Source organism: Parabacteroides sp. AF17-28 (assembly GCF_003479205.1).
Lineage (GTDB): Bacteria > Bacteroidota > Bacteroidia > Bacteroidales > Tannerellaceae > Parabacteroides > Parabacteroides acidifaciens.
In genome coordinates, this window is sequence record NZ_QUGV01000003.1 from 219,834 (window position 1) to 237,742 (window position 17,909).

A 17,909-nucleotide genomic window follows, 5' to 3' on the forward strand; every position below is an offset into this window, starting at 1 on the left:
ATGAATTTATATATAATTAACGAATTTTGCCGTGGAGCAGTATATGGAATTGGAACTTATGTTCGGGAATTAACTGCTATTTTAAAAAATAGCAGTATTAATATATACGTAGTAAATTTAAATACTGATAAGCCTCAAATAGAATGTGAGAAAATAGAAGGTATCTTTTATTTATATTTTCCTGCGCCTTTGCAATGGTCAATGAATAATCAGGAACAATGGGATTTGTATCATCGTAATATTATATATTGGTTAAAGCTACACGTTAAAGATAAAAAGGAGTTGATTTTCCATTTAAATTATACTCGGAGAAGCAAACTTGCAGAAGAATTGAAAAAAACATTCGATTGTAAAATTATATTGACTGTACATTATCTTGATTGGTGTTTTAATTTATTCGGGAATTTTATGTGTTTTAGAAAAATATTGGAAACACGACGTATAAATCAAGGAGATGAGTATGAACAAATAAAGGATATATTCCAAAGAGAAAAAGAAACGTTTCAGATTGTAGATCGGATTATCTGCCTTTCGAAAAGAATACAGCAACACTTGCAGTGCGATTATGGGATAAATTCAAATAAGATTACAACGATATACAATGGCTTGACCGATATTGTTCCTGTTGTTGGGAAGTCTGTATTACGACAAAAATATTATATACCACTTGATATCCCTGTTTTCCTTTTTGTAGGAAGAATAGATGATATTAAGGGATTGAAGTATGCTTTGCGAGCTTTTCGAATAATATTAGAAAATTATCCTGATTGCCGGTTTCTCATAGCAGGAAGTGGAGATTTTGATAAGTATTTGCTAGAATGTAAAGATATTTGGATGAATATTATTTGGACGGGATTGGTGGAGATGGAAAAGCTTTATGAATTGTATACAATAGCTGACATAGGAGTAATGCCATCGTTCCATGAGCAATGCAGTTATGTCGCTATTGAAATGATGATGCATGGGTTACCGATTATTGCATCAACCTCTACTGGGCTGGGTGAAATGATAGAAAATAATGTTACAGGTTTACATATTCCGGTAATTGAATATACTGATAGAGCTGAAATAGATAGCTCTTTATTGGCGAAAAAAATGTTGTACTTACTGAAACATCCTTTAGTAACTATACGAATGGGGCAAAATGGGCGTAAAAGGTATTTTGAGAATTATTCTTTGGAAATATTCCGTGAGAATATGTTGAAGCTATATAAATCATGTTGGTATCATGATGATGGTAAGATCAAAGTATTGATAGTAACAGGACAGAATAATCATAACTGGGAGGTTAGTCACATCGCAATCAAGCAGATTCTCGAGAACTCCGGACTTTTTGCTATTGACGTCGCCATATCTCCGAAAGAAGGCAAAATCATGTCGAACTTCAAACCGATTTTTGCATCTTATCAGTTGGTGATACTTGATTATAACGGCGACAGATGGCCGGAAGAGACAGAAAAATCTTTTTTGGAGTTTGTTGAAAATGGAGGCGGTGTGGTGGTTTATCATGCTGCGAACAATGCATTTAGAGATTGGAAGGAATATAATCGAATAATTGGTTTTGGTGGATGGGAAAATCGTGATGAGACAGCTGGTCCATACATATATATGAAAGAGGGCTGTCTGGTGTATGATAAAGAAACTTCCGGATGTGCCGGTTCGCATGGTTTTCAGCATGAGTTTGTGCTTCATTGTGGTAATTTGGAGCATCCGGTAACGAAAGGCCTGCCTACTGCATGGTGTCATGCACAGGATGAATTGTACGATCGGATGCGTGGACCGGGTATTGTCAAAGATGTTTTGTTTTGGGGATATTCCGATCCGGCGACGAAGGGTTCCGGACGCGATGAGTTGGCTATGTTTACGGTCAATTACGGAAAAGCGCGTATTTTCCATACGACTTTGGGGCATGCTGGAAACTCGCTTAACGACAATGTGGCCATGCAATGTGCCGGTTTCCAGGTTACATTGCTTCGTGGTGCTGAATGGGCGGCTACCGGTGAAGTGACATTGCCGGTCCCTGACGATTTTCCGACAGAGACAACCATTTCTTTGCGTAAGAATTATAAGTAAAAAAGTATAACATGCAGATCGCACCAAATTCTATTTTAGGCAAAAGCTACGGATATACAGCTCCATCGGACAAACTGAATATAGCTGTCGTTGGTATTGGTGGTATGGGAATCACCAATATCCAGCATGTTTTTGAGACGGAAAATATCGTTGCTCTTTGTGATGTGGACTGGAAATATGCAAAGCCGGTCTTGAATTGTTTCTCGCGAGCTGGAAAATATAAGGATTTTCGCCGGATGTTTGATGAGATGGACAGGGATATCGATGCTGTTATAGTGGCGACTCCTGATCATACGCATGCCATTATCGCTGCAACCGCTATGACATTAGGTAAACATGTGTATGTTCAGAAACCATTAACCCACTCGATTTACGAATCAAGATTACTTACTCAGTTGGCTGTAGAATATGATGTCGCTACACAAATGGGAAATCAGGGGGCTTCCGACGAAGGTGTTGATTTGGTGTGTGAATGGATTTGGAATGGCGAAATCGGAGATGTAAAGAAAGTTGAAGCTGCGACTAATCGTCCTATGTGGCCGCAAGGATTGGAGACCCCGTCCAGAATACACAAAGTTCCTTCTACGTTGGATTGGGATTTGTTTATTGGCCCTGCAAAAGTGAGACCTTTCAATTCTATTTACCATCCATGGAACTGGCGTGGCTGGTGGGATTTTGGGACCGGTACGCTGGGGGATATGGGGTGTCATGTTTTGCATCCTGTTTTTAAAGCTCTTAAGTTAGGCTATCCCATATCAGTGGAAGCTGCATCTTCACCCTCATATATTGATTGCGCTCCGCAGTCAGAGTATGTGAAATTCGTTTATCCAGCTCGGAAAAGCATGCCGAAAGTGAGTTTCCCAGAGGTGGAAGTTCATTGGTATGATGGTGGTTTTATGCCCGAACGTCCGGCTGGATTTCCGCAGGGACGCCCGTTGATGGGAATAAGTGGTGGTTTGACCATTTTTCATGGGACGAAAGATACGTTGCTTTGTGGTTCTTATGGGCTCAAGCCTTGGCTGCTTTCCGGGCGTGTGCCCAATATCCCCAAAACGATTCGTCGTGTAAACAGGGCGATGGAGGGAGGCCACGAACAGGATTGGGTACGTGCGTGCAAGGAAAGTCCGGAAAATCGTGTAAAGACCAAGTCTGATTTCTCGGAGGCTGGTCCATTCAATGAGATGATCATGATGGGAATCTTGGCGGTTCGCTTGCAATCGTTGAATAAAATATTGGAATGGGATGGAATAAATATGCAATTTACGAATATTGGTGATGATGAAAAAATCCGGCAAATGATTTCAAATGGTTTTATTATCAAAGCTGGACATCCTTCATTCAATGCTAAAATGTCGGATCCGGTTCATGCGAAAGAATTTGCAGCTAAACTGATTAAACATAATTATCGTGCGGGTTGGAGTCTCCCAGTAATGCCATAATTTAATTTAATAAAGGATCTGAATCTATGCCAGTACAAGTTTCTGTAATAATGCCGGTGTATAATATGGTAGAGTTTGTAGGACAGGCAATTGATAGTATATTGCAACAATCATTTTCTGATTTTGAATTGATTGTTATTGATGATGCATCGGAAGATGAGACAGATATGGTAGTACAGAGTTATAAGGATCAACTGATTATATTTGAGCGTAATAACTGTAACATTGGTAATTATGCTTCCCGAAACAGAGGAATGCAACTGGCGCAAGGAAAATATATTGCTGTTATGGATGCCGATGATATTGCTATGCCGGATCGGTTGGAAAAACAAGTGTCTTATTTGGAAAAACATTCGGATGTTTTAGCGGTGGGATCAGGATGTATATCGTTGCCTGGTGGGATTTTGAGGGAAGGTCTATCTTCTTATCGGAAAATTCAGTTGGCTCTATTGAGTAATAATTGTTTTGTGCACTCTTCCTTGATGATCCGAAAAGATATCTTGTTGAAATTAAACGGTTATAATGAACGATATTATTATTCGGCTGATTATGATTTGGTTTGTCGTCTGGTTGCGGCAGGGAAGGTTGAAAATTTAATAGAACCTTTAGTCGGATATCGTTATCACCCTTTTCAAATATCGGTTTTACATAAAGAAAAACAACAGTTTTTTGCTGACGAAATACGACTGAAATATCAAATGAATTTTATTAATCGTTATAAAAAAGAGGATCAGTCTTTAGTGGGAAGGGCAGAAGTTTCAGTTTCTTCCATTGGTCAGGCGATTGCTTATTATACATATGCTTTATACTCTGGTGATGTACGGTATAAACAAGAGGCTGATGAGTTGTTGGATCAGGTCTTTTCTGTTTTGTCGGCTGCAATTCCGGCTCGATTGGATTGTGGTTTGTTAGGGATTACCTGTGGTATGATTTATATGTTGCGGAACAACTTTATAAAAGGAGATGAAGATGAAATTTTTGATGAGATAGATAGTCTGTTGTTCGGTGAACTTGGCGTTTTAGTCGATAGGGAAGATTTTGATTGGTATGGATGGTTATACTATTTTCGACTCCGTATATCCCGTAGATGTTTGTTTGGGAAAGGAGCTCAAAAGGGAATTTTTAGCAAAAATCTGGAGTTCTTATTTGATTGTCTGATTGGTAAAATAGAAAAAGATTGGTTGCCGGATAATGAAGTTCTTTTTGAAATAGAGCAGTTTCATATTCTAAATATTAGTAAAGAAAAGACAGCTTATATATTAGGTGTAAATGGAAAAGAATAAAGTGGAAGAGTATGCATTGGACGCTGTTACAGTGATTCTTACCGTTTGGAAACGCAATCATTTGGAAGAACAGTTGCTGGCTTTATTCCAGCAAACGGTTGTTCCTTCACATATATGGATTCAGCAGAGCCTGCATCATGTTGATGTTAGTGTGATTATAGATAAATATAGGGATAGGGTTCGTTACTCTTGTTGGGAAAAGAATCCTGGTGTATTTGGACGTTTTGAGTCTGTTACACGGGTTGAAACTCCTTATGTCTATATCCTGGATGATGATATTATACCGGGAAAAATGTTTATAGAGCATGCACTAAGTACCTGTAAACGTTTAAATGCGATTGTTTGTCCTCATGGCAGACTGTTGTCGCCGGATACGTGCCGAACGGAAATGTTTGTAGGAGACGGGTACGAGTTTCAGCATAGTTTTTGTTTGGAAGATACAGAAGTCGATTTTGGAAATAATGCTTGGTTTTTCAGGAAAGAATGGATTTCTTATTTTTTGTCGCAAACTCCGTTGTACCGTAATAATGGTGAGGATATTCATTTTTCTGCGCTGTGCAAACTGTTAGGCAATATTCCGACTTATGTTCCCCGGCAAATTGTGCCTGTTGAATCCGGGAATGTGAAACGATATTATTCGGCAGATGAACATGCTTTGCATCGGAAACCCTTGTTTAACAAAGAAAGGGTTGAAGTTATCGAGCGATTCAGAAATATTGGATGGCATTTGCGGTTGGAGAAGAAAGGTATAGAACTGCAGCAAGATCGTTCATGTGCTATTTCGGTAGTCATGGCTGTGGTAGAAAAAGATGCAGGTATGGCCATACAAAGTATATTACAACAGACTTGGGAAGATTTTGAATTGATCCTTGTTTGTGCGGATAAGAGTGCTATATCAGTGAATGGGGAAGATAAAAGAATTCGTTGGATTGAAATAGGGGAAGAACTTTCAAAATATGTTTTGTTGAATATCGGTTGCGGTATGGCTAAGGGGAAATATATTTGTATGATGGAGTCCGGATACGTTTCGTTTCCTGATCGATTGCAATTACAGTGTGAATTAATGGAGGAAGAAAAAACTGTTGTGGCAGCAGGAGAAACATTGGATGACAAGAATTTGTTTTTGCCATCTGTTATTGTTAAACGGGATGTTTTGCATAAAGTAAAATATTATAATGAATTATTAGGTGATTTGGCAGAGAATGATTTACTTTATCGCTTGTTACAAGAGGGTTCCGTATTGCTTTTTGAGAATGTATTTGTAAGTAAGTCGGAATAATATGTAAAACGTTAATACTTGAGTATGATAAAATCATTTCCCTTCTACCATCAACTTGAATCCGTAGACTGTGGCCCTGCCTGCCTTCGTATGATCGCAATGTATTACGGGCGGAACTATTCCGTCCAGCACTTACGTGAGCAAGCTTTTATCACGCGCGAAGGTGTATCGATGTTAGGTATCAGCGATGCCGCCGAGCGGATCGGTTTCCGGACGATGGGGGTGAAGATAACATTGGAGCAGCTTCGAACAGAAGTACCGTTGCCGTGTGTCTTGCACTGGAACCAGAATCATTTTGTCGTATTATATAAGGTAAAGAACGGAAAATACCATATCGCCGACCCGGCTACCAAGAAATTAGTCTATGAAGAATCTGAACTGGCGCGTTGCTGGTGCAGTACCGTTGTGGAAGGGAAAGACACCGGAGCTGCCTTGCTCTTCGAACCTGGACCGGATTTTTACGATCGCGAGGAGGAAGAGACGCGGAAAGAACGGAAATTTTCTTTCTTCTTCCGCTATCTGACCCCTTACCGGCGTGAACTCTTCCAGTTGGTATTAGGTATGTTGACGGCCAGTATCTTGCAACTGATCATGCCGTTCCTGACACAGAGTTTGGTAGATACGGGTATCCGGGATAGTAACCTTAGCTTTATTACCTTAATATTAATCGCGCAGTTGGTGATCTTCGTGGCTAAACTGTCGGTCGATTTTATCCGTAGCTGGATTCTGCTTCATGTCAATACCCGGATCAATATAGCACTGATCTCCGATTTTCTTGCCAAGCTGATGCGGCTGCCTTTGCACTTTTTCGATACGAAGATGGTCGGGGATATCATGCAGCGCATCGGCGACCACAACCGTATCGAGACGTTTATGACGGGCTCGTCCATCTCGACGCTTTTCTCGTTTGTCAATTTTATCGTGTTCGGGTTTGTACTGGCGTATTATGACCTCACGATATTGGGATTGTTCTTAGTGGGCAATGGATTGTATGTGGCCTGGATACTGGCTTTTATGAAGTACCGGCGCGAACTGGATATAAAACGGTTCGCACAGGCTGCCGGGGAGCAGAGTAACCTTTTCCAGTTGGTGACGGGTATGCAGGAGATCAAGCTGAACAACTGCGAGACGGAAAAGCGGTGGGAATGGGAACGTATCCAGGTGAAATTATTTAAAATCAGTATTAAGGGATTAGCGCTACAACAATATCAACAGCTCGGGTCGGTTTTTTTTAACCAAACCACTAACATCCTCATTTCCTTTTTGGCCGCCCGGGCTGTTGTTTCCGGTGAGATGACGTTGGGTATGATGATGTCGTTGACGTATATCGTGGGTCAACTGACGGCTCCGATCGAGCAGTTTATCGGTTTTGCGCGGTCGTTCCAGGATGCGAAGATCAGCTTGGAACGCCTCGGTGAAATTCATCAGAAGGAGGATGAGGAACAGACATTAGCCTTGAAAACAAATAAGATCCCGGAAGACCGGACGCTGCGGATAGAGGATGTGTGCTTCAGCTATGACGGGGCGGACCGCGACTATGTGTTGGAGCATGTGAGCCTGACGATTCCCGAACATAAGGTGACGGCTGTTGTGGGTGCGAGCGGTAGCGGAAAGACGACGTTAGTCAAGCTGCTGCTTGGTTTTTATGAGCCGAATAAAGGGGGTATCCGGGTGGGAAACGTCTTGCTGAAAGATATGAATCCGCATGTGTGGCGTGCACATACGGGTTGCGTGATGCAGGACGGTTTTATCTTTTCGGATACGATCGCGCGGAATATAGCGATCGGTGCGGAATCGATCGATAAGGAACGGCTGCTCCATGCGGTGACGGTGGCGAATATCCGGGAATTTATCGATTCGTTGCCTTTGGGCTATAATACGAAGATCGGCATGGAAGGAAACGGTGTGAGCCAGGGACAGCGGCAACGTATCCTGATCGCCCGTGCGGTGTATAAGGACCCGGAATTTATCTTCCTTGACGAGGCAACGAATGCGCTGGATGCGAATAATGAGAAAGAGATCATGGAGCATCTGCACCAGTTCTACCGGGGACGTACGGTGGTCGTGGTGGCACACCGGTTGAGCACGGTCCGGGATGCAGACAATATCGTCGTGTTGGACAAAGGCCGCGTTGCCGAAGAGGGGACGCATGAGGAGTTGACGGCACGACGGGGCATATATTACAAATTAGTGAAGAACCAATTGGAGTTGGGTTCGTAGGGGCGGTTCGCGAACCGCCCTTACAGGAGGCAGCCGTATGGAAGAAGGAAAAGACATAGAATTACGCAGTGAGGCCGTCCAGGAAGTGATGGGGCATGTACCGTCCTGGATTGTGAGGTGGGGGATTACGGTGTTGTTCGCCGTGGTGCTCACACTTGTCGTGGGGAGTTGCTTCTTCCGGTATCCGGATGTGATCGAGGCTGAGATGACGTTGACGAGCCGTAACCCGGTGACGGAGGTGGTTGCACGGACGTCGGGAAGGGTAAGCCGGCTGTATGTCTCTAATGGCCAGGAAGTGAAAGAGGGGCTGCCGCTTGCCGTGATCGAGAATACGGCAGTTACGGAGGATGTGTTGCGGCTGAAGAAGCTGTTGGCGCGTTATGCGGAGGAGCCGGAGCGTTTCAGTTATTATCTGTTGCAGGACGTGTGGCAGTTGGGGGATATCCAGTCTTCTTATACGGCGTTGGCGGGCAAAGACCCGGCTTCGAAGGATTACCGGGCTGCAGTGGGGCAGCTTTTGGCGGCTGTAAGGCGTTGGGAGATGGACTATTGTATCGAGGCGTCTGCATCGGGCCGGGTGCAGATGCTCCGGCAGGGTTATCCGAACCTGTATGTGTCGGCTGGTGACCTGTTTGCCCGGATCGTGCCGGAGGAGCCGGGTGAATGGATCGGGCGTGCCTTGATGCCGATAGCCAGTTCGGGTAAGGTCCGTAAAGGGCAGCGTGTGATCGTGCGTTTCAGTAATTTCCCGGACCAGGAGTTCGGGATCGTGGAGGGGCAGGTCTTGTCTGTCTCGATGGTTCCGCTGGAAGACAATTACATGGTGGAGATTGTCTTCCCCGGCGGACTGACCACCAACTACGGAATCTGTCTTCCTGCGACGCAGGAAATGAAAGCTACGGCCGGAATCGTAACTGAAGAACTGCGTTTGATAGAGCGTTTCTTTCAACCACTGCGAAAGATGCTGAAGGAAGGGCTTTAAAGGCTTTTTGTGTTGTAACCGGTCTGTCCGGTGGCTTTTCGGGCGTGAGGGATCAATTTTCCCCCTCCCGGAAGTTATTTATGAAAGAACAATTGATTGCGCTGTTTGGGGGCGCAAAACCTACCGTTCGCCAGTATCATGAGTTATTAAAGTGTATGCCTCTTGAAGAAAGGGGCATTTTTTGTAAACGGACGTTTGGAATCGCTTTGTCCGAATGGGACGGGTTGACACCTGTCTATCGCCTGTTCCTGGTTCGTCTGATAAAGGCAAGTCGCCAGGCGTTTCTGGATTATGTCCGGAAAGAGACGGTATTAGGGGAATTCCTGTATGGGATGGAAGAGTTAAATCTCTTTCTGAAGGTGCTTAATTTGTGGATGCAACCGTATAAAAATCATAAATCTTCATATACGGAAATTTCTTTTTCTCTTTTGCTCGCTTTCGACATGGATGTGTCTGTCAAGTATTTGGCAGACAAAATCCGCTATTCGCAGATGGATTCGTTCGATTTTGCAGACCTTTTGGAGAAAAGCAGTGAGATGGGGTGATAAATGAAGATTTATCGGTAAGACGCTACGTTTGTATTACCGGACGCAGATTTCGCAGATAACGCAGATCATTTATTGTTTTAAATAAAAATAAGTCTGCGTTCCTCTGCGTAATCTGCGCCCGTCTGCGTCCGGTAAATACGAGCAAACACACCGATAAATCATCATTTATACATCTCTCTCATCGCTTTTTTAACAGTTTGCAGCGACTCTATCTTTGCATTGTGATCAAAAACAAATTATTAATCATTTAAATTTTAAAAGTTATGGCTATTAAGTACAAATTGGTTCAGAAGAGAAATTTGGGTAGAGATCAGGAAGATATTCCTGAAAAGATGTATGCACAGATGATCTGTGGTGACCTGGTTACATTTGAAGACTTTATCGATGAGGTGGGTGACAGTACGGTTGCCGGTAGCGCCGGTGTGAAAGCTGTGCTGGATCGTGTAAACGTCGTGTTGGTTCGTCATTTACGTAACGGACGTCGTGTATGTGTGGGTGAATTGGGCACTTTCCGTCTGAATTTCGGATCAACGGGAGTCGTGGGTGTCGAAGATTTCAGTACGGGCCTGATCCGCGAACCTCGCGTCCGTTTCTATCCAGGAAAAGCGTTGCGTACGATGAAAGGTCTTACAAGTTTCGAACGGGTTACACCGGAAACGGATGATTCCGGTACGGTGAATAAGCCGGAAGACAGACCGGGAATCCTTTAAAAGGTGAAAGTTGAAAATTGAAAGGTGAAAGTTTGAAGATTCATAATTCAAAATTCAAAATTCATGAAGAGGTTGACGGTTCAGTTGACAATGGCAATCCTGCTCACTATGAGCGGGATTGTTTTGCTCTTTTGCGGGTTCTGGATTGAGCCGCAGGGGGAGGTAGACAACAGTGTGCTGGTGGCTTTCGGGGAGATCAGTACGTTTGCGGGGGCGCTGTTTGGGGTGGACTACTCTTATAAATTGAGAATTAAAAATTAAAAATTGAAAATAAAAAAAAGAGAGGATATGGAGGAGCATTTTACGTTGGAGGAGATGAGTTATAGCCGGGTTGCGGTGGAGAATGGGATTGACAACAGGCCGACGGGGGAGGCTTGTGGGGCGTTGAAGCATTTGGTTGTTGCTTTGCTGGAGCCGCTTCGCCGGTTGTATGGCGGCCCGATTGCAGTGACGAGCGGTTATCGTTGTAAAGAGGTGAACCGGTTGGTCGGGGGAGTGCCGGACAGCCAGCATATGAAAGGGGAGGCGGCGGATTGCTATGTGCCGGATGTGGCGAAACTTTTAGCTCTTCTGCGGCGGTCGGGGTTGGAGTTTGATCAGGCGATTCATTACCGGAAACGGAATTTTCTGCATCTGTCGTTGAAGCGTTCCGGGGCGAACCGGATGCAGGTGCTTTTGCGGCTTTTAGTGATGGTTTTCTTGTTATCGGGGTGTGGTCTGAGCCGGCAGAGCTATCGGCAGGAATCGGCTGCTTGTTTGGATACTGTCCGTCTTTCTTATAATGAGATGGATTTGCTAAAAAGGGATATTCGCCTGGTGGATACGATTGCCTGGGAGCTGCACCAGGTTGTTTATTTTACTCCTGACAGTACCGGCAAACAATATCCGAAAGCCGTTATGAGTTTGCAGATGGATCGCCGCAGGCAGCTTGCCGATACCGGAAAAATCGTGACGCATCAGCAAACCGATTATGGCGGTTGGCATATGAAGGAAACGGCTGTCCGGACGGAGACCCGCCGGGCAAACCATTCACCGGGCTATTTCCTTTGTGGCTTAGCCTTGCTGTCAGCCTTCGGTTGTTTTCTTTATAGAAGACTGCGACCCGGAGCTGTCGGGAAAGTCTAAAGTTTGATCTTTTGGGATAAGTTGTTATCTGTGGATGGCCTGAAGCAGATGATGGGGAAAAACTGATTATGGATTATTACGACCGGTTTTGTATCATAAAGTACAATAAAAACGCATATATCTCCGTATAAAATAGTAATTTTGGAAGCTAATTTAGGTTGGATATATGTTAAGAACGAAAATTAGAAAGCTGGGTGGATCGATCTGTTTCTTGTTTGCCGTGCTCGCCGTTCAGGCACAGCAGTATATGGTGACGGGGGGACAGGGAACGCCATTGATGGCAAAGGATGAGACCGGTGAGAAACTTGAAGTTTATCTGTTATACGGAATGGGGAATGCAGCGATAAGCTATACTTCATCATCTACTAATCATAAATGGTATCGGTATAAGTCGAGAGCATTGGAGGCAGAGTCTGTCCCTTGTGAACAAAATGGAAACACATCTACTATCCGGAATGTGGAAGAAGGATATGGCTATTTTGTACAAGAGTCCGATATCTTGTCCAGGTATGTCTGGATTATCGATTACAGCAAATATGCTTTTGAGGTGCAGAATATCACCGTAGAGGGTACTTGTGACAATTTCCTGCTAAAAGGAAGCCCGGAGCCGGCGCGGATGCAATATAATCTGCCGAGCGGCCGGACAGTGGAGCTGAAACGGGAGTTCGAGGTTTCGTTCCAGACTTTATCCTGGTCGGATGATAACAGTTTTTCCCTGACTCCGGTAACGGTTACGATGGAAGGGAATCCTTATTCCGGAAGCATTAAAGAGAAGGGGGAAAACAAAAATGTGATGCCGCCTTTGTGTGATACGGAAGTTACTTTGAAGGGGGACCAGTTTGCCCGGCATTTCGGAATAGAAAAGTCGATTACATCCGATACCTATCAGGCTGTGGCCGTTGAGTTGCATACCGATACGACTCTTATTATGGACAATGCCCCTAATATGACGTTGGGTGAGGGTGATTTGCTGTGTGCGCCGGCGGAAGTCACGTTCCGGGCGTATGCTAATGAGCCGGTAGCAAGCTTGTACACGTGGAGGATTTACAGGAGCGATGTGGAGAACGGCGCGGAAAATCCTTTGATCCTTTACCGAGGGGAAGAAGTGGATTATACCTTTGCGGAGAAGGGCGAATATATTGCGGAAGTGACCGTCAGTGACCGGACGGGGGAATGCGAAGCGGTGTCGGACCCTTTTGTGATCAAGATTACCGAGTCGCGTTTGGAAATCCCGAATGCTTTCTCGCCGGGAACGACACCCGGCATTAACGACGAGTTTCGTGTGGCCTATCAGTCGCTGCTCAATTATAAATGCTGGATATTCAACCGTTGGGGGGTCGAGATGTATCATTCCACCAATCCGGCGGAAGGTTGGGACGGCAAAAAGGGAGGAAAATATGTAGCTCCAGGCGTCTATTTCTACGTGATAGAGGCAACCGGAACTGCCGGAGAGAAGTTTAGTAGGAAAGGATCGATTAATATTCTTAGACCAAAGAAGATAAATGATGAAATTATTGAACAACAATAGTATAGCAGGTTTTATAGCCGGTGGTGCGGTGTGTCTGACGGCATGCCTCTCTATCGGTTCGAGCGATTCGGAAAAAGTAAAGGAAGAGCGTCCTGTGGTCTCTTCGGTGACGACATCGCCGGATGTTCCCTCTTCCGCCTCTTTTTGCGGGAAGGAGATCGATTTGACGCGTTATAATATGCATGAAGGTATGGACCGGGAATTAAGTAGTTTTACTTATTTCCATTCTACCACCATGCTGTTGGTTAAGCGGGCCAACCGCTATTTTCCGGTTATCGAACCGATTCTGAAAGCTAACGGCATTCCCGACGATTTCAAATATCTGGCCGTGATCGAGAGCCATCTCGATCCCCGCGTCTCATCGCCTGCACGGGCAGTCGGAACTTGGCAGTTGTTGGAAGGTACGGCCAAGCAATACGGGTTGACCATCACGCCTACCGTGGATGAACGTTGCGATGTGGCGAAGGCGACCGAGGCGGCTTGCCGTTACTTGAAAGCCGCCTATGATAAATATGGCGATTGGGCGACCGTCGCTGCTTCTTATAATGCCGGTATGGGACGCATCTCCGGCGAACTGACCAAGCAGGAGGCGGACAGTTCGTTCGACCTGTGGTTAGTGGAGGAAACAACCCGTTACGTCTACCGTATCATGGCGATCAAACAGATATTCGAAGCTCCTTATAAATACGGATTTGTCTTGCGGGCGCAGGATTTGTACAAGCCGATTGCCTGTGAAAACGTGTCTGTCTCTACCGATATCCAGGATTTGTCCGCTTTTGCCCAAAAGAACGGGGCTACGTATGCGGACCTGAAACGCTTCAATCCCTGGCTGCGCGACCGTAAGTTGCTGACGTTGGGAAAGACCTATACGCTTCAGATCCCGAAGGAATCCGATATGTATTATAAGACGCCTAACACGTATGTGCATAATCCGGCCTGGGTGGTAAAATAGAAGGATAATAGAAAACAGAAAATGATGAACGATAAGAATGCATTGGAAGGCGGGCGTATTTCCGTTTTAGGCGCCCGTGTCCATAATTTGAAAAATATAGATATTGAGATACCGCGCAACAAGCTTTCCGTGATTACCGGGATGAGTGGCAGCGGTAAATCGTCCTTAGCTTTCGATACGATCTTTGCCGAAGGGCAACGGCGCTATGTGGAGACGTTCTCCGCTTATGCCCGTAATTTCCTGGGGAATATGGAGCGGCCGGATGTGGATAAGATCACCGGTTTGAGTCCTGTTATCTCGATCGAACAGAAGACGACGAACAAGAATCCGCGTTCTACCGTCGGGACGACAACCGAGATTTACGATTTCTTCCGTCTGCTTTATGCAAGGGCGGGAGAGGCTTATTCTTACCTGAGCGGTGAGAAGATGGTGAAGTACACCGAAGAGCAGACATTGGAACTGATCCTGAACCAATACAGGGGAAAGAAAACGTATCTGCTTGCTCCGTTGGTCCGTAACCGTAAAGGGCACTATAAGGAACTGTTCGAGCAGATGCGCAAGAAAGGCTACCTGAATGTCCGTGTGGACGGCGAGATGAAAGAGATTTTCCACGGTATGAAGCTCGACCGTTATAAGATGCACAGCATCGAGGTGGTGATCGACAAGCTGGTAGTCTCGGAATCGGACGAACGGCGTTTGAAGGAGAGCTTGCGTGTTGCCATGAAACAGGGCGACGGCCTTGTCCTCGTGTTGGATGCCGATACGGACGAAGTGCGACACTACAGCCGTCGTCTGATGGACCCCGTAACGGGATTGTCTTACAGCGAGCCGGCTCCCCATAATTTTTCCTTTAACTCGCCCCAGGGCGCTTGCCCGAAGTGTAAAGGGTTGGGGCAGGTGAATCTGCTGGATATGAATAAGATTGTGCCCGATTCCTCGCTAAGTATCTACAGTGGCGGTATCGTGGCATTGGGTAAATATAAAAACTCCCTGATTTTCTGGCAGATCGAAGCGATATGTGAGAAATATGGCGTGACACTGAAAACACCGATCAAAGATATTCCCGAGGATGCGATCGACGAGATCATGAACGGGACGGACGAACGCTTGCAAATCAAGAATGATTCGCTGGGTTCTTCCAACTATTTCCTGTCGTACGAGGGTGTTGCCAAATATATCCTGATGCAACAGGAGAGCGAGGCTTCTGCTTCCGCACAGAAATGGGCGGGACAGTTTATACGGATGGCGGCCTGTCCTGAGTGCGGCGGGCAGCGTCTGAATAAGGAGGCTTTGAATTACCGGATTGCCGGAAAGAATATTGCCGAACTGTCGGCGATGGATATTTCCGAACTGTATGAATGGCTGGATGGTGTCGAAGATAAACTGAATGACAAACAGCGCCAGATTGCTGTCGAGATATTGAAGGAGATTCGTTCACGCCTGAAGTTCCTGTTGGATGTGGGATTGGATTATCTGTCCCTGAACCGTGCTTCTGCAACCTTGTCGGGTGGCGAGAGCCAGCGTATCCGTTTGGCTACGCAGATCGGCAGTCAGTTGGTGAATGTCTTGTATATCCTCGACGAGCCGAGTATCGGGTTGCACCAGCGGGATAATGTCCGGCTGATCAATTCGCTGAAGGAATTGCGCGATACGGGTAACTCTGTTGTCGTGGTGGAGCATGACAAGGATATGATGCTCAATGCGGATTATGTGGTCGATATGGGGCCGAAGGCAGGCCGTTTAGGCGGTGAAGTGGTCTATGCCGGAACTCCGGAGGAGATGCTGAAAGCGGATACGCTGACTTCGGCTTACCTGAACGGAAAGATGGAGATCGCGGTTCCGAAAGAACGGCGCAAAGGGAACGGGCAGTTTATCACCATAAAAGGGGCAAGCGGGAATAACCTGAAGAATGTGGATGTCACCTTCCCGTTGGGGACGCTGATTTGTGTGACTGGTGTGTCGGGTAGCGGAAAGTCTACGTTGATTAATGCGACCTTGCAACCGATTCTCAGCCAGCATTTCTATCGCTCCCTGGAAGATCCGTTGCCTTATAAATCGATTGAAGGAATTGATAATATAGATAAGATCGTCAATGTGGACCAGTCGCCTATCGGACGTTCGCCGCGCAGTAATCCGGCCACTTATACCGGTGTCTTTTCGGATATCCGCAACCTTTTTGTGGAGCTGCCGGAGTCGAAAGTGCGTGGTTATAAGCCGGGGCGTTTCTCTTTTAATGTCTCCGGCGGACGTTGTGAGACTTGCAAAGGGAACGGCTATAAGACGATCGAGATGAACTTTCTGCCCGACGTGCTTGTCCCCTGTGAGGAATGCCACGGCAAACGGTATAACCGGGAGACGCTGGAAGTACGTTTTCGCGGTAAGTCCATTGCGGATGTGCTGGATATGACGATCAATATGGCTGTCGAGTTTTTCGAGAATGTCCCGTCTATCCTTTCCAAGGTGAAGGTTTTGCAGGATGTCGGCCTGGGGTATATCAAGCTGGGCCAGCCTTCGACTACGCTTTCCGGCGGCGAGAGCCAACGTGTCAAGTTAGCGACCGAATTGGCAAAGAAAGACACGGGCAAGACGCTCTATGTGCTGGATGAACCGACAACCGGCCTTCATTTCGAAGATATCCGCGTATTGCTCGGTGTCCTGAACAAGCTGGTCGATAAAGGCAATACGATCATTGTCATCGAGCACAACCTCGACGTCATCAAATCAGCCGACTACCTGATCGACATGGGCCCCGAAGGAGGCCGCAACGGCGGTCAAATCCTTTTCACCGGTACCCCCGAAAAGATGATCAAGTCTAAAACAAAGAGCTATACGGCTCCGTTTTTGAAGGAAGAATTAAAAAAATAAAGAGATATGAAGAATCCGATTCAAATGATTAAACAGTGCGTGGAGAAAGAGGAGCCTTACTTTCTGCTGCGTGGACAGGATATATGTGCATTGAAGGCTATTGAAACCTACTACGAAGAGGTAAAGGGGCATGTAAAAGATCCGTATTTTATAGAAGAGATCGAAGAGATAATGAAAGACTTCCGGGCTTTCCGGGAGGAACAGCAAACACACGTACCTGATTAAAGAATGGCGGACGACAGTTACAAAACCATAAAACAAGTAGCGGAAGGATATTATACGGAGAAGCGAAGCCGCTTTATCTCGTATGCCATCCCTGTGCGTACCGTGGAAGAGGTCAAGGAGCAACTGGATAAATACCGTAAGCAATATTACGACGCCCGCCATGTATGCTGGGCCTATATGTTAGGTCCCGAACGCCTGAACTTCCGTGCGAATGATGACGGGGAGCCGTCTTCAACAGCCGGCAAACCGATCCTGGGGCAGATCAATTCGAACGAGTTGACAGACATCCTGATCGTTGTGATCCGCTACTTCGGCGGAATCGAATTGGGAACGAGCGGCCTGATAGTTGCATACCGGACAGCAGCGGCTGAAGCAATTGCAGCTGCCGAGATTGACGAACGTACCGTTGATGAAGATATCACCGTTGCATTCGAATATCCTTACCTGAATGGTATCATGCGCATTGTCAAGGAAGATAACCCGGCGGTCGTTTCCCAAAAGTTTGATATGGATTGCGAAATGACGCTCCGCATCCGGAAGGGGGATGCCGAACGGTTGAAAGCACGCCTGCTCAAGGTCGAAAGTGCTTATCTGAAGGATTAATTATCATTTGATGAAATCCCAGAACCGATTTTTTAAATTAATTGTTGTATTACTATAATTCTAAACAAAAACAGTTC

The 17,909-nt window shown here is 45.7% G+C and carries 15 protein-coding genes; all 15 read left to right on the top strand.

The window, feature by feature from the left end; genetic code table 11:
• Positions 1 to 2,073: a TIGR04157 family glycosyltransferase gene (locus tag DWW90_RS03375; RefSeq protein WP_158582808.1), complete on the top strand. Its 2,073-nt coding sequence runs from the start codon at positions 1 to 3 to the stop codon at positions 2,071 to 2,073.
• Between the two features lie 11 nt (positions 2,074 to 2,084).
• Positions 2,085 to 3,512, top strand: coding sequence for a Gfo/Idh/MocA family protein (locus tag DWW90_RS03380; RefSeq protein ID WP_122343982.1), 1,428 nt, complete (start codon positions 2,085 to 2,087; stop codon positions 3,510 to 3,512).
• Positions 3,513 to 3,538: 26 nt separating this feature from the next.
• Positions 3,539 to 4,795 carry a glycosyltransferase gene (locus tag DWW90_RS03385; protein ID WP_122343983.1) on the top strand — a complete coding sequence of 419 codons (1,257 nt, stop codon included), beginning with the start codon at positions 3,539 to 3,541 and terminating at the stop codon, positions 4,793 to 4,795.
• A complete protein-coding gene (locus tag DWW90_RS03390; protein ID WP_122343984.1) occupies positions 4,782 to 6,074 on the top strand; it encodes a glycosyltransferase family 2 protein in 1,293 nt (430 codons plus the stop codon). The genes DWW90_RS03385 and DWW90_RS03390 overlap by 14 nt, the downstream gene beginning before the upstream one ends.
• Before the next feature lie 24 nt (positions 6,075 to 6,098).
• On the top strand, positions 6,099 to 8,294 hold the full coding sequence (locus DWW90_RS03395; RefSeq protein ID WP_122344028.1) for a peptidase domain-containing ABC transporter: 2,196 nt from the start codon (positions 6,099 to 6,101) through the stop codon (positions 8,292 to 8,294).
• Between the two features lie 37 nt (positions 8,295 to 8,331).
• Positions 8,332 to 9,276 (top strand): HlyD family secretion protein, encoded by a 945-nt coding sequence (locus DWW90_RS03400; RefSeq protein ID WP_122333614.1) that lies wholly within the window; start codon positions 8,332 to 8,334, stop codon positions 9,274 to 9,276.
• A gap of 80 nt (positions 9,277 to 9,356) precedes the next feature.
• Complete coding sequence (locus tag DWW90_RS03405) at positions 9,357 to 9,821, top strand: hypothetical protein (protein ID WP_122343985.1); 465 nt, start codon at positions 9,357 to 9,359, stop codon at positions 9,819 to 9,821.
• A 266-nt stretch (positions 9,822 to 10,087) separates the two neighbouring features.
• A complete protein-coding gene (locus DWW90_RS03410) occupies positions 10,088 to 10,534 on the top strand; it encodes an HU family DNA-binding protein (protein ID WP_122343986.1) in 447 nt (148 codons plus the stop codon).
• Between the two features lie 63 nt (positions 10,535 to 10,597).
• The gene (locus DWW90_RS03415; protein WP_122333617.1) at positions 10,598 to 10,795 is read left to right on the top strand and encodes a hypothetical protein; all 198 of its coding nucleotides are present in this window, start codon (positions 10,598 to 10,600) and stop codon (positions 10,793 to 10,795) included.
• A gap of 27 nt (positions 10,796 to 10,822) precedes the next feature.
• Positions 10,823 to 11,659 carry a D-Ala-D-Ala carboxypeptidase family metallohydrolase gene (locus DWW90_RS03420; protein WP_122343987.1) on the top strand — a complete coding sequence of 279 codons (837 nt, stop codon included), beginning with the start codon at positions 10,823 to 10,825 and terminating at the stop codon, positions 11,657 to 11,659.
• Positions 11,660 to 11,825: 166 nt separating this feature from the next.
• Positions 11,826 to 13,187 carry a gliding motility-associated C-terminal domain-containing protein gene (locus DWW90_RS03425; protein ID WP_122343988.1) on the top strand — a complete coding sequence of 454 codons (1,362 nt, stop codon included), beginning with the start codon at positions 11,826 to 11,828 and terminating at the stop codon, positions 13,185 to 13,187.
• Positions 13,162 to 14,139 carry a lytic transglycosylase domain-containing protein gene (locus DWW90_RS03430; protein ID WP_122343989.1) on the top strand — a complete coding sequence of 326 codons (978 nt, stop codon included), beginning with the start codon at positions 13,162 to 13,164 and terminating at the stop codon, positions 14,137 to 14,139. Before DWW90_RS03425 ends, DWW90_RS03430 begins: the two co-directional genes overlap by 26 nt.
• A gap of 21 nt (positions 14,140 to 14,160) precedes the next feature.
• On the top strand, positions 14,161 to 17,004 hold the full coding sequence (gene uvrA, locus DWW90_RS03435) for an excinuclease ABC subunit UvrA (protein WP_115498684.1): 2,844 nt from the start codon (positions 14,161 to 14,163) through the stop codon (positions 17,002 to 17,004).
• 6 nt (positions 17,005 to 17,010) lie between these two features.
• Positions 17,011 to 17,229: a hypothetical protein gene (locus tag DWW90_RS03440; RefSeq protein ID WP_115498683.1), complete on the top strand. Its 219-nt coding sequence runs from the start codon at positions 17,011 to 17,013 to the stop codon at positions 17,227 to 17,229.
• Between the two features lie 3 nt (positions 17,230 to 17,232).
• Positions 17,233 to 17,832, top strand: a complete 600-nt coding sequence (locus tag DWW90_RS03445; RefSeq protein ID WP_115498682.1) for a YigZ family protein — start codon at positions 17,233 to 17,235, stop codon at positions 17,830 to 17,832.
• Positions 17,833 to 17,909 lie beyond the last annotated feature (77 nt).

What these genes read in the sequence shown, in the direction of transcription:
- DWW90_RS03385 (WP_122343983.1), top strand. Translation starts at nt 3,539, where the DNA reads ATGCCAGTACAAGTTTCTGTAATAATGCCGGTGTATAATATGGTAGAG.
- DWW90_RS03375 (WP_158582808.1), top strand. Translation starts at nt 1, where the DNA reads ATGAATTTATATATAATTAACGAATTTTGCCGTGGAGCAGTATATGGA.
- uvrA (WP_115498684.1), top strand. Translation starts at nt 14,161, where the DNA reads ATGATGAACGATAAGAATGCATTGGAAGGCGGGCGTATTTCCGTTTTA.
- DWW90_RS03420 (WP_122343987.1), top strand. Translation starts at nt 10,823, where the DNA reads ATGGAGGAGCATTTTACGTTGGAGGAGATGAGTTATAGCCGGGTTGCG.
- DWW90_RS03380 (WP_122343982.1), top strand. Translation starts at nt 2,085, where the DNA reads ATGCAGATCGCACCAAATTCTATTTTAGGCAAAAGCTACGGATATACA.
- DWW90_RS03430 (WP_122343989.1), top strand. Translation starts at nt 13,162, where the DNA reads ATGATGAAATTATTGAACAACAATAGTATAGCAGGTTTTATAGCCGGT.
- DWW90_RS03410 (WP_122343986.1), top strand. Translation starts at nt 10,088, where the DNA reads ATGGCTATTAAGTACAAATTGGTTCAGAAGAGAAATTTGGGTAGAGAT.
- DWW90_RS03445 (WP_115498682.1), top strand. Translation starts at nt 17,233, where the DNA reads ATGGCGGACGACAGTTACAAAACCATAAAACAAGTAGCGGAAGGATAT.
- DWW90_RS03440 (WP_115498683.1), top strand. Translation starts at nt 17,011, where the DNA reads ATGAAGAATCCGATTCAAATGATTAAACAGTGCGTGGAGAAAGAGGAG.
- DWW90_RS03390 (WP_122343984.1), top strand. Translation starts at nt 4,782, where the DNA reads ATGGAAAAGAATAAAGTGGAAGAGTATGCATTGGACGCTGTTACAGTG.
- DWW90_RS03405 (WP_122343985.1), top strand. Translation starts at nt 9,357, where the DNA reads ATGAAAGAACAATTGATTGCGCTGTTTGGGGGCGCAAAACCTACCGTT.
- DWW90_RS03400 (WP_122333614.1), top strand. Translation starts at nt 8,332, where the DNA reads ATGGAAGAAGGAAAAGACATAGAATTACGCAGTGAGGCCGTCCAGGAA.
- DWW90_RS03425 (WP_122343988.1), top strand. Translation starts at nt 11,826, where the DNA reads ATGTTAAGAACGAAAATTAGAAAGCTGGGTGGATCGATCTGTTTCTTG.
- DWW90_RS03395 (WP_122344028.1), top strand. Translation starts at nt 6,099, where the DNA reads ATGATAAAATCATTTCCCTTCTACCATCAACTTGAATCCGTAGACTGT.
- DWW90_RS03415 (WP_122333617.1), top strand. Translation starts at nt 10,598, where the DNA reads ATGAAGAGGTTGACGGTTCAGTTGACAATGGCAATCCTGCTCACTATG.